The sequence below is a fragment of the Acinetobacter sp. FB genome (assembly GCF_056033405.1).
In genome coordinates, this window is the sequence record NZ_CM148502.1 from 2046990 (window position 1) to 2059332 (window position 12343).

Genomic DNA, 12343 nt, shown 5'->3' on the forward strand with positions numbered 1-12343 from the left:
AGAACATGAATAATATCTTAAACGCACAAGAAGCTTTTGCAGCAATCCAACTAGGTAAAAATGTTCTTTGTCGATATGCAGGTAATGGAACTTTACCTGGTGATAAGGAGTTCATGACGCTTGACCAAGTGCCAGCAACTGTTTTTTACCAACCTTACTATGAGTTTTGCATAAAAATAGAAACAATTGAATTAGCTGGCATTACTTTTACTAAGCCTATTTCGATTGATGAATATCAAGATGGGCAAGATGTTTTTGTAATCTGTACATATTCCCCTTCTATCTATGTCGTGAACTTCAAAACAAGTGCACTTGTTGAATCAATTAATAGCGGTTTTGTTCAGCGAGATGCCGTAAATGCCAAGCTTCAATTAAAGGCTATCTCTAAAGCACTTGGCCATGAGCTTAACAGTGATTTATCTATTGTTCGACTTGGTAAAGAACCAAGTAAACCAAAACGGAAAAAAGAGCCCGAAGTTAAAATTGATTTAGATCCTCAAATTGAACACAACAAGGATCTAATCATTGATGCAATTGCTACTTGTGTAACGGCTGAAGAAGTAAATACAACGTGCTTTGGTTTAGAGAAGAACGGATTTAATCAAATTCAACTTGATGCGATTGATAAAGCTAAAAATGACAAGCTAGTCCAGTTAGCACAAGAAAAAGCTAATGCGGAAATTGCTGCAGATGAATTGCTTAACCAAAACCAAGTCGATACACCAGATCCTGAACTATCAGTTTTATGTGATGCTTTTGTAGATGAGATTAATGCCGCTGTTTCTGCAGATGAAATTAAAGCGATTCGCACTCGTATTAATTCTAACGGCGACTTAACAGAAGTTGAAAGTGCAGAACTGGCAACGCGTATCAATCTAAAAAGTGCTTTATTTGAAAAAGAACAATCTCATGTTTCATTTGACAATATAGCTGCTGCAGCTGTCGCCCAAGCTCAAAAGGTTGATGAAGCGACACAGCAAAAAAATGAAAATGGCCATTACTTTGATCAAGTGAAAAAAGAGACTGCAGCGTGGAATGAACAATTCCAAAAGCTACTAAAAGATTTGGAAACCACCAAAACACCTGAAGAAGCTAATTCACTGGTAAGCCAAACATTGTCATGGACAAAAGAACAACGTGAACCATTACTACGTGCTATTAGTCGCCGCTTACAACATTTCCAAAATCCACATGCTAAAGAGAATCCATCAATTTCAGTTCAGATCCAAAACGCAACTGATCTAACCACGTTGGATTCTTTGGAAATTGATGTATCGACTTTAGATCCGATTATTCAACCAGATATGATGCGCTTAATCACATCCCGCCGATTGCAACTAGAAAGCGCTGCAAATGATGGAGGTCATGCATCATGAAATTCAAATACTCAACCATTACCCGAACGCTTGAAGTGTTCGGGGGCAACATGACTCATATATATGACAACGTGAATGAGTCGGAAGTGACAGATCTGGTGGCCAATGCCAAGTTTAAAGAATCGATTTGGAGAAAATGATGTCACGCTTAACTAAATTAGATCGTATGTCGCCAGAAGAAAAAACAGCCGAATCAAACCGCTTTTGGGCAGCTAATGATTCAGCTCAATTTCCGCCTGAGACGGTTGCGATTGTGCTAGGTCTATCTTTATCTTGGTTGCAGAACAAGAGGACCAACGGTGGTGGCATCCCCTTTTTCAAACCCAATGGACGAAAGATCATCTATTACTTGAAAGCAGATGTAATTGATTACATTAACAAGAATAAGCTTAAACATACGGCGTAAAGGGGTTTTATACCCCTTTAAATTTATATCATAAATAGACTTTCCGAGTAGACCATGAGTAGACCCAAAAAGTAGACTCAGAGTAGACTTTAGAAAGATTGCAATAGATTGTTAAATGTTGCGAAAAGTAGTAAATAAGGATAATAGTTGAATTAAAACAGTGATTTAAGAGTGGATTTTGTTGCAAAAAGTAGTGAGATGTTGCTATAAATTTTATTAGATTTTTTAATTATGAGTCCGCTGCTCTAACCAACTGAGCTATAGGCCCTAAACTTAAATCATATTTTGTATATGATTAATTAATGCTGCTTGATCTTAGTTAAATTTAACTTAAATTACCAGCAGATGATTTTATCAAATTACGAAAATAATGTTAAAAATCATAAACTGCGCTGATTCTATCTGATCTTCCCAGCTTGAGTAAAGATCATATTGCACTATTTTGATCATTAATAAGACATCCAATTTTTTCATCTGGTGTTTTAGGATATGTATTTTCCTGAAAACTCGTATTACACTGCTGCGACTTAAAGCCTATGATGATAACCATGAAAAAATTTTTAGGAAAATCTATTTTTAAAGCAACAGGTTGGCAATACAATGTTGATCCAAAACTTCTAGAAAAAAAACAAGTTATTATTGGATTCGAGCATACCTCCAACTTAGATACGATTCTCTCCCTCGCTTTATTTGAAATTTTAGAACTCAAAATTCATACCTTAATCAAAAAAGAATTATTCAAAGGCCCTCTAAAACCAATCTTAGAACGTTTAGGTGGTATTCCAGTCGACCGAAAAGCCAATAAAGATATCGTGACGCAAATGGTTGATCTATTTAATCAAAATGATAATTTTAATTTGGTTATAGCCCCTGAAGCGACACGAGCAAAAGATGGTGAAGCGCGAAAACCAATTCGCACTGGTTTTTGGCATATTGCAAAAGCAGCCAACGTACCCATCATCTTAATGTATGCAAATGCTCGAACCAAACAAGGCGGCATTTTAGGTAAAATTTACCCTACTGATCTGCAACAAGATTTAGAAAAAATCAAAGCACTATATGCCGAATATGATATTGATGTAAAAATTAACTAAATCGTGTGAACCATCTGATCATTTTTTGATGCTTAATCAAAATTTTAAATTTTGAATATGTACTATGGCAGTTTTCAAGAAAACTATCGCTATGCTAATATTCACGCACTTTTTTGAGTTTTAATTTTTTGGAGTTACTTCCATGGCGGGTCATTCTAAATGGGCCAATATTAAGCATCGTAAAGCTAAACAAGATGCAAGTCGCGGTAAAGTTTTTACCAAATATATCCGTGAAATCGTAACCGCTTCTAGATTGGGCGGCCCAGATGCGGCGAGTAACCCTCGTTTACGTGCTGTTGTTGAAAAAGCACTTTCAGTGAATATGACACGAGATACGATTAATCGTGCAATTCAGCGTGGTGCTGGCGGTGATGATAACGATGATTTAAAAGAAGTAACCTATGAAGGTTATGGTGTGGGTGGTGTTGCGGTTATCGTTGAAACCATGACAGACAACTTAAACCGTACTGTTCCAGATGTTCGCCATTGTTTTTCTAAAACCAATGGTAACTTGGGAACCAACGGTTCGGTGGCTTACCTGTTCACAAAACGTGGCGAAATTTCTTTTGAAGATGTTTCTTTAGAAGACAAAATCATGGAAGTCGCTTTAGAAGCGGGTGCTGATGATATCGAGATCGATGAAGATAGTATCTTGGTAATCACCAGCCCAGAAAGCTTTGGTGATGTTCAAGATGCACTTACAGCAGCAGGTTTAAAATCTGACAATGCTGAAGTTGTGATGAGCCCATCGACTAAAGCTGAAATCAATGATATTGATCAAGCTAAACAAATCATGAAAATGATTGATATGCTCGAAGATCTTGATGATGTTCAAAACGTTTATACCAACGTTGAATTCTCTGAAGATGTATTAACGCAACTTGATGCTTAATTCATTCAAATCAGTAAAAAATGCATCTTTTTAGATGCATTTTTTATAACTTATTTAATAGTTTATAGCAGTTAAATACGTTGTATTCTTTGATCACGAAACTAGAATGTAGTGCAACGACGCTGTCAATTTTACCAATACGGCGTAATAGAATTTCACTATAGTCATCCATATTACGTGCCACCAATTCCAAAATAAAATCGGCGCTCTGCCCCGTGACTAAAAAGGCATTGGTGACTTCTGGAATATCTTCAATTTCTTGTAGAAATTTATCAAAGGTTTCACTGTCATGTTTACTCAAGGAAACCTGTAAAAGAATATGTAAGCTAAAGCCGAGTTTATTAAAATTAATTTCTCGTTTGAGCTGTCCCATCACTTGGGATTCAATCAGGTTTTTAATGCGTCGATGCACCGAACTCACTGAGAGATTAATACGCTCTGATAATTCATTCAGATTGACATCTTCATGGGTCAAAATCTCAAGTATTTGCTTATCAAAACGATCCAATTCCATTCTACAGTTCTCACTCTTCGTCTACGTTGTTATCGGAACTGCTCACTCAGTAATTTTTAAGGGTCAAGGGAAAACATTCGTTTAACTTTTGACGATGCTGCATGGATAACGCAAACATGATTCCGATAAACTTTTGGTTTATCTTTGTCTCAAAGCCGAAACAAGACCTTTTGAGCAGCTGTTCAACTCATCTCCCAATAGTGAACAACTCGTTTCGATCCCCATCACACCCTGAAACATAAGATAGCAAAGCCTTTCTATAATTATTTCCCTCTTTTCTGTTTTTTTAAAGTAAATTTGGCAATAATTTCTAATATTTTCTGCTTAAAACGAATTTTCTTTTAATAATTAATTTTATTCACCGATAATTTTTTACTTTATTGACTATTTTGCTCTTTTCTTTCTCATAAAAAAGCCCCGATTACTTTCAATCAGGGCTTTGTCCATCAACAAATCTTATAAACCGCGCCAATCAACCCGTGCATTACGTTCAGTCGCATAAATACGCTGTACATATTGTCCAAGCGGTAAATCTAATAGATAGTCATGATATTCCTTCAATTCACCCGTGAATTGTTCAATATCATCATTTTCCAATTCCCACGGCGTACCTTTAATCACGAGTAAAGGCGCAAGAATCGAACAAACTGCTATATCAGCTAAACCTAGACGATCGCCAACCAAATAACGCCCTTGATTATCAATCAAGCGCTGATTGAGGTCAGTAATCAACTCGGTCATTCTCAATTTAGATTTTGCGACTTTCTCAGGATTTAACTTATAGTTTGAAGAAACTAAACTCTTTAAAATTGGTTTAGAAATTTTTTCAAACTGGCGTAAATAGCCTTGCTCACCCATCATAATTTCGAGTGGATGATCGCCAACAGATAATGCTTGCGCCAATGACCAACGTCGGACATGCACACCCAGCTCACCCGATAATTTATCAATTTCTAAAGCTTGCTCACGTAACTGTTCATCACGTCTCAATAATGCATGTTCAGGATAAGTACTATCAAGATATAAAGCGATTTGTGTTGAATCAGCAACCCAGCGCTTATCATCTTTCAACATCGGCAATAGATATTGCCCAGATTTAAGATAGGTAAATGCTCGGTGAAAACCAGGAATTAAATTATGTGCCACATAGTCCAATTCCTTATGATCTAACAACCAGCGAGCTTTTTCACAATAATGAGACAAAGGAAATTGGTATAAAACCCGCATAAACTCTCCAAATTTATTTTTCTACTCGATCAAACCTAATGTTTGCTCTACTTTAGAAGTAAAAATGAATGATTACAATGTCGTTTTCGCTCTATCTTTTTTAATTATGGCAAAGTTTCTTTATCAATATTCGTGGTGAGAATATTCCTTTCTTTCATAGAAAAGAGCTTTTTATACTTATCAATAAACTTTCAATCTACATAAACTATTGTTTTATATTTAGATTAGATATCAATTTTTTTGTTATTTTTCTCATAAAAAATGCTTAGAAATTATTGTGATATTTAAGCCACAACTCATCATTTAATGGAAAAGTAAAATTTTTATAAAGTACTTCTTAGCTATTAGAGGTACTCACATGTCCAGTAAACCATCAGCCATTAGAACTCAAGTACAACTGATTTCAAATGATCAACAGGCCATTAATGCTGCCTATCAAGTTGCTGACTTTGCATTAGAAGATCGAAATAATCGAGATCAAAATCGTGTTTTACCCACAGAACAAATCATTCAGTTTAGCCAAAAAGGTCTCGGTGGAATCCGTGTACCACAACAATATGGTGGTGCTTTTGTCTCCAATAAAACCTTAGCCCATGTGTTTCGTATTTTGAGTAAAGCCGATGCCAATGTTGGACAAATTCCACAAAATCAATTCGGCCTTTTAAATTTTATTAATATCACGGGTTCAGATGCGCAAAAACAGTTTATCTATACTGAAATTCTTGCAGGCAAACGCATCGCCAATGGTGGACCTGAAAAAAACTCCAAAGATACCAAAGCCTTTCAAACCACTTTAACTTTGGAAAATGGTCAATACTTTTTAAATGGAGAAAAGTTTTACTCGACTGGGACTAGTTTTGCAGATTGGTTAGCGATCCGCGCACTACATCCTGAAGGTTATACCGTATTGGCGATCGTTGATCGATATGCTGCTGGTATTGAAGTGATTAACGACTGGAATGGCTTTGGACAACGTACCACAGCCAGTGGAACGGTAAAACTAAACAACGTTGTCGTTGATCATGCACTATTTTTCGATGAGCGCATTATTGCCGACACCCCAAATGTTCGCGGAGCGTATTCACAACTTTTACAAGTTGCGATTGATGTTGGCATTGCCGAAGCAGCTTTTGATGACACCTTATCCAGCATTCGTAAAGCACGTCCCATTATTGATGCAGGCGTAGAAAAAGCCAGTGAAGAACATTACACCTTACAAGAAGTTGGCAAACTCAATATCCTGCTCGATGCAGCCATTTTATTACTGGATGATGCTGCCGAATATCTAGATGAACTTGATCAAATCGCTGCAATTTCTGCTGAGCAAGCTGCTCATGCCTCTATTTTAGTGGCAGAAGCAAAGATCTATGCCAATGATGCAGCCCTGCATATCTCCGAAAAATTACTGGAACTTGGTGGCAGTCGTGCCAGCCTGAGCCAACATAATCTTGATCAGCATTGGCGCAATGCTCGCGTACATACCTTACACGATCCTGTGCGTTGGAAATTCCATGCCATCGGTGACTATTACCTTAATGGTACACACCCTGCCCGCCATGCCTGGATTTAAGGAGTAAATCATGACCTCATACCAAGAATTACAAGGTTTTGCCAAAACCAATCTTAAAACAGCGCATATCATTCAAAGCGATGCGGAAGCGCTTGAAATTGCGACCCAACTGAGTCAGCAGTTTAAACAAAATGCGGTAGAACGCGATGCCAATCGAAACCTGCCATTTACTGAAATCGAAAGCTATAGCCAGTCTGGTTTATGGGCGATTACTGTACCTAAGCAGTATGGTGGCGCAGAAGTTTCCAGCCTCACTGTTGCCAAAGTCATTGCGCTGTTTAGCGGTGTGGATGGTTCGATTGGACAAATTCCACAAAATCACTTCTATGCATTGGAAGTATTGCGTAATACAGGCACAGAAGCGCAAAAGAAACGTCTCTATCAAGAAGTCTTACATGGTGCACGCTTTGGTAATGCCTTAGCTGAATTTAAAACTCGCACATCTGCCCATAAGCAAACAACATTGATTCCAAATGAGAAAGGCTATCTGATTCATGGAGAAAAGTTTTATTGCACAGGCAGTTTGTTTGCACATCGTATTCCAACCTTAGTAGTTGATGAAACGGGTAATGAGTTTCTGGCTTTTGTACAACGCGACAGTCAAGGGCTTGAGCTGATTGATGACTGGTCTGGTTTTGGGCAACGCACCACGGGCAGCGGCACAGTTAAGTTTAATCAGGTCTTTGTTGCCAAAGAGGATGTGATTCCTTTTGATACCGCATTCAAGCAGTTGTCTTTGGTTGGTCCATTTGCACAAATCATGCATGCTGCGATTGAAGTTGGGATTGCCCGTGCCGCATTTGAGGAAACACTACAACGCGTGCGTGTGGCGCGTCCTTGGATTGATGCCAATATTGAGTCCGCCACTCAAGATCCCTTAACCCTATCAGAGCTGGGTCGTGTGGCAACGGATGTTAAAGCCAGCGAATTACTCCTCAAACAAGCAGCTCGATCTGTAGATATTGCCAAACAGGATCTCAATGCAGAGACCTTAGCCAAAGCCTCAATTGATGTCGCCAAAGTTCGTGCGCATAGTACGGAAACCGCATTAAAAGCCTCATCAAAACTGATTGAATTGGCTGGCAGCCGTGGCAGTCAACGTGCTGATGGGTTGGATCGACATTGGCGTAATGCACGGGTTCATACCTTGCATGATGCTGCACGCTGGAAATATTACTTTATCGGTAATTATGTGTTGAATGGCATTCTGCCTCCACGTCGGGGGACTTTGTAATGAGTCAAACGACTGCTAAAAAAATCTTGTTAAATGCCTTTGATATGAACAGTGTCGGTCATATCAATCATGGCTTATGGACGCATCCGCGTGATCAATCACATCGCTTTAATGAGCTGAGTTATTGGACCGAATTGGCACAGACTCTGGAACAAGGTTTGTTTGATGGCTTATTCCTTGCTGATATTACAGGTGTTTATGATGTCTATCAGAATGGCATCGATCTCACCCTGAAAGAATCGATTCAGTTACCAAGTCATGATCCTTCTACCCTAATTTCGGCTATGGCTTTGGTCACGCAGAATTTGAGCTTTGGTGTGACCGTTAATTTGAGCTATGAACAGCCCTACCAATTTGCACGGCGATTTGCCAGTCTTGATCATTTAACCCAAGGTCGTCTCGGCTGGAATATTGTCACAGGCTATCTGGACAGTGCCGAACGCTTAATTGGGCAAAAAGGTTTAAAAGATCATGATGCGCGTTATGATCAGGCTGAGGAATTTTTACAGCTTTGCTATAAATATTGGGAAGGTTCTTGGGAAAATGATGCCTTAAAAAAAGATAAACAACAACGCGTTTTTACTGATCCGAACAAGGTCCACTCGATCAATCATCAAGGGCAATATTACCAAAGCCAAGGGGTATTTCAGGTGGCGCCGTCGGTACAGCGTACACCAACACTTTTTCAGGCCGGTGCTTCACCGAAGGGACTACAGTTTGCCACGCGTCATGCGGAATGTATTTTTATTGGGGGTGATCAACCTGAAAAGATTCGTCAGCAAGTTAATAAAATACGACTACAAGCACAGCAACAAGGTCGTGATGAAGATGCGATTAAAATCTTTGTCGGTATTACCGTCGTAGTCGCGGAAACACATGAACTCGCCCAGCAAAAACTGGCTGAATATCGTCAACATGCCAGCCCTGAAGCGGGTTTAGCACATTATGCCAGTTCAGTCGGGATTGATCTTTCCAAGTTTGCAGATGATGAAGCGATTCCTTATCAAAGGAGCAACAGTATTGCTTCCGTCAATGAGAAATTTAAAGAACAGCGCATCAGCAAAAATGACTTAAAAGCACAACATGTTTTAGGTGGACGTTATCCCCTTATTGTCGGTAGCGGTACTGAAGTTGCTGAATATCTGATTGAACTACTCGATCAAACGGGCATTGACGGTTTTAACCTGACGCGTACGGTTGCACCTGAATCACACCATGATTTTATTCGACTGGTGATCCCTGAGTTACAGCAACGTGGACGTTATAAAACTGGATATGCCACAGGCTCACTGCGCCACAAACTGTTTGCCCAAGGCGATCATTTAGCTGCAAGCCATCCTGCTGATCAGTTCCGATGTAGACCGCATAACAACGCAGATGACCTAAAAATAATTGAAGAAATTAGTGCTTAACATTTAAGAAAAGAATTGGAGAAATATATGGCTCAAACAGCCTCTAAAAAATGGCTTGGTATTGGCCTTGTCGTCGTTGTTGCGATTATTGCCTTATTGATTTGGAATAAACAAAGACAGAACCATAGCAGTGAACTTGTGATTGGGATCAGTCCTTCTTTTGCCCATCCATTGCAAGTTGCAGTGGATGAAGCCAAACAGCAAGGTTTGAATGTCAAATTGGTCGAGTTTTCCGATTGGAATACGCCTAACATCACTTTGAATCATGGTGATATTGATGCGAACTTTTTCCAGCATCAGCCCTTTTTAGATAATGCCATTAAAGAAACTGGCTTTAAATTAAAATCGTTTGCTGCAGGTGCGTCTTCGCATGTTGGACTGTATTCAAAAAAATATAAAAGTTTTGATGAACTCCCGAATGGTGCCACTGTTGCGATTCCCAATGATCCAGTGAATCAAGGCCGTGCATTACTGCTTTTACAACAAGCCAAATTGATTGAACTTAAAGACAGCAACAATCATCTTTCTGCACTAAAAGACATTACTGCAAATCCGAAGAACCTGAAATTTACCGAAGTTGAAGGTCCTCAAACTGCACGTGCGATTGATGATGTTGATCTCGCTTTTGGCTATCCACATTACTTACGCTTGGCAAAAACGGCTGATCCTGAAAGTGCCTTATTGTTTGATGACAATACCAATAAACGTTATGCGATTTTGTTTGTAGTGCGTGATGACTATCAGGACAAGGACAACAAACTACAGAAATTTGTCGAGATTTATCAAAACTCACCCAAAGTTAAAGCAGCCTTGGATAGCGATTTCGGTCCAACGTTGTGGTTCCCAGGTTGGAAATAAGGAGAACAATCATGGTGAGTTTTGGTTCACAAGTCGATTTTTCAGTCCCGCATCTGAAAATACGCGGTTTAAATAAGTTTTATGATGTACAGGGCCAACGCTTACATGCTTTAAAAGACATTAATATTGATATTCCCAAAGCACAGATTGTTGGGATTATCGGAAAAAGTGGTGCTGGTAAATCCTCCCTACTGCGTACCATCAATGGATTGGAGTCGATTGATACAGGCACTATTTTGATTCACCAACAAAATATTGCTGACCTTAGCCATGCCGAGTTGATCAAAACTCGGCAGAAAATTGGCATGATTTTTCAGCATTTTAATTTGATGTCTGCCAAAACAGTGTGGGAAAACGTGGCTTTACCACTCCGTATTGCAGGTTATGATAAGGCTGAGATTGAACAACGCGTCAGTGATGTACTGACATTGGTTGGCTTAGAAGCAAAGCGACATGATTACCCTGCTCAACTGTCTGGTGGGCAGAAACAACGTGTTGGTATCGCACGTGCTTTGGTTTCTCAGCCTGAAATTCTCCTTTGTGATGAAGCAACTTCCGCACTGGACCCTGAAAGTACAGCCAATATCCTGTTCTTATTAAAACAAATCAACCGAGACCTCGGTTTAACCATTGTCTTGATCACCCATGAAATGCAGGTCATCCAAGAGATTTGCGATCAGGTGATTGTAATTGATCAGGGTGAAATTGTTGAAGCAGGGCAAGTCTGGTCAGTATTTTCCAATCCGCAACATCAGATCACACAGGAATTACTCAACTTTGAACAGGTGAATTTACCCTTTGAGTTGAGCCAAACCATTCTGCCTCAGAGTACGCATCAGATTTTAAAATTGAAATATGTCAGTGAATCGAAATCTGTGCCGGATTTATATGAACTATTGGATGGCTTTAATAGCCCCGTTCAGGTGTATTACAGTCAGATAGATACCATTCAACAACATACCATCGGTTCACTAATCATCGGGATTCGCAATCTCGACTTTGATCTCAACCACTCACAATCTGAAAAACATCCTGCAATAACACAACTGGAGGTGATCGGTTATGTACAATCAGCTCATTGATCTGCTACTGACTGGCACTACCGATACTTTAATCATGGTCGGTGTTTCAGCGATTCTCGCCTTTTTGATTGGTCTGCCAATTGCCTTAATTTTGGTGAGTACTGCTGATTTTGGGATTTATCCTTCAAAGAAAATCAATCAATCATTAGGCTGGGTGATCAATATTACCCGTTCTGTACCCTTCCTGATTTTGATGGTGGCTTTGATTCCATTTACCCGATGGATCGTCGCTACCAGTTACGGCGTCTTGGCTGCGATTGTACCGTTGACCATCGCCGCGATTCCGTTCTTCGCCCGTATTGCTGAGGTCAGTCTACGTGAAGTCGATCAAGGGTTGATTGAAGCAGCGCAGGCAATGGGCTGTAATCGAAAGCAGATTCTTTGGCATGTATTGCTTCCTGAAGCTTTGCCAGGAATTGTTGCAGGCTTTACCGTGACGATTGTCACCATGATCAGTTCTTCTGCCATTGCAGGTGCGATTGGTGCTGGTGGTTTGGGCGACATCGCCTATCGTTATGGCTATCAACGTTTTGATATGCAAGTGATGTTGGCGGTGATTTTAGTCCTGATTGTTTTGGTCATGTTGGTACAAACCACAGGCGATAATATTGCCAAACAGCTCGATAAACGCAAAGTTTAAACTCGAAATAAAAATCCACACTCGCCATGACCTGACTT

Annotated in this window: 12 protein-coding genes; 10 read left to right on the forward strand and 2 right to left on the reverse strand. The window is 39.6% G+C overall.

Features of this window, described 5'->3' with window-relative positions; translation table 11 throughout:
- The first annotated feature begins 5 nt into the window (after positions 1-5).
- The 4 genes from AC0JIQ_RS09690 to AC0JIQ_RS09705 all read left to right on the forward strand — a co-directional run bounded on the left by AC0JIQ_RS09690 (position 6) and on the right by AC0JIQ_RS09705 (position 3768).
- Positions 6-1376 carry a hypothetical protein gene (locus tag AC0JIQ_RS09690; protein WP_474201523.1) on the forward strand — a complete coding sequence of 457 codons (1371 nt, stop codon included), beginning with the start codon at positions 6-8 and terminating at the stop codon, positions 1374-1376.
- Positions 1377-1515: 139 nt separating this feature from the next.
- Positions 1516-1782, forward strand: a complete 267-nt coding sequence (locus AC0JIQ_RS09695; protein WP_004661607.1) for a DNA-binding protein — start codon at positions 1516-1518, stop codon at positions 1780-1782.
- Positions 1783-2318: 536 nt separating this feature from the next.
- Positions 2319-2876 carry a 1-acyl-sn-glycerol-3-phosphate acyltransferase gene (locus tag AC0JIQ_RS09700; RefSeq protein ID WP_474201524.1) on the forward strand — a complete coding sequence of 186 codons (558 nt, stop codon included), beginning with the start codon at positions 2319-2321 and terminating at the stop codon, positions 2874-2876.
- Positions 2877-3018: 142 nt separating this feature from the next.
- On the forward strand, positions 3019-3768 hold the full coding sequence (locus tag AC0JIQ_RS09705; RefSeq protein WP_004661603.1) for a YebC/PmpR family DNA-binding transcriptional regulator: 750 nt from the start codon (positions 3019-3021) through the stop codon (positions 3766-3768).
- 43 nt (positions 3769-3811) lie between these two features.
- Here AC0JIQ_RS09705 and AC0JIQ_RS09710 read toward each other — a convergent pair whose 3' ends face one another.
- Both AC0JIQ_RS09710 and AC0JIQ_RS09715 read right to left on the reverse strand, forming a co-directional pair.
- A complete protein-coding gene (locus AC0JIQ_RS09710) occupies positions 3812-4282 on the reverse strand; it encodes an Lrp/AsnC family transcriptional regulator (RefSeq protein WP_004661600.1) in 471 nt (156 codons plus the stop codon).
- Positions 4283-4738: 456 nt separating this feature from the next.
- Positions 4739-5509: a glutathione S-transferase family protein gene (locus AC0JIQ_RS09715; RefSeq protein ID WP_004661598.1), complete on the reverse strand. Its 771-nt coding sequence runs from the start codon at positions 5507-5509 to the stop codon at positions 4739-4741.
- Positions 5510-5867: 358 nt separating this feature from the next.
- Here AC0JIQ_RS09715 and AC0JIQ_RS09720 point away from each other — a divergent pair, with 358 nt between their 5' ends.
- From AC0JIQ_RS09720 to AC0JIQ_RS09745, 6 genes are read left to right on the forward strand one after another with little or no spacing between them, the layout of a single operon-like run.
- Positions 5868-7079 (forward strand): SfnB family sulfur acquisition oxidoreductase, encoded by a 1212-nt coding sequence (locus tag AC0JIQ_RS09720; RefSeq protein ID WP_474201525.1) that lies wholly within the window; start codon positions 5868-5870, stop codon positions 7077-7079.
- A gap of 10 nt (positions 7080-7089) precedes the next feature.
- Positions 7090-8313: an SfnB family sulfur acquisition oxidoreductase gene (locus AC0JIQ_RS09725; RefSeq protein ID WP_474201526.1), complete on the forward strand. Its 1224-nt coding sequence runs from the start codon at positions 7090-7092 to the stop codon at positions 8311-8313.
- Entirely contained in the window at positions 8313-9725 is a 1413-nt protein-coding gene (locus AC0JIQ_RS09730) for an LLM class flavin-dependent oxidoreductase (RefSeq protein ID WP_474201527.1), read from the forward strand. Before AC0JIQ_RS09725 ends, AC0JIQ_RS09730 begins: the two co-directional genes overlap by 1 nt.
- Before the next feature lie 27 nt (positions 9726-9752).
- Positions 9753-10583, forward strand: coding sequence for a MetQ/NlpA family ABC transporter substrate-binding protein (locus tag AC0JIQ_RS09735; RefSeq protein ID WP_474201528.1), 831 nt, complete (start codon positions 9753-9755; stop codon positions 10581-10583).
- Positions 10584-10594: 11 nt separating this feature from the next.
- Positions 10595-11665: a methionine ABC transporter ATP-binding protein gene (locus tag AC0JIQ_RS09740; RefSeq protein WP_474201529.1), complete on the forward strand. Its 1071-nt coding sequence runs from the start codon at positions 10595-10597 to the stop codon at positions 11663-11665.
- Positions 11646-12305 (forward strand): methionine ABC transporter permease, encoded by a 660-nt coding sequence (locus AC0JIQ_RS09745; protein WP_474201530.1) that lies wholly within the window; start codon positions 11646-11648, stop codon positions 12303-12305. Before AC0JIQ_RS09740 ends, AC0JIQ_RS09745 begins: the two co-directional genes overlap by 20 nt.
- The last annotated feature ends 38 nt before the right edge of the window (positions 12306-12343 follow it).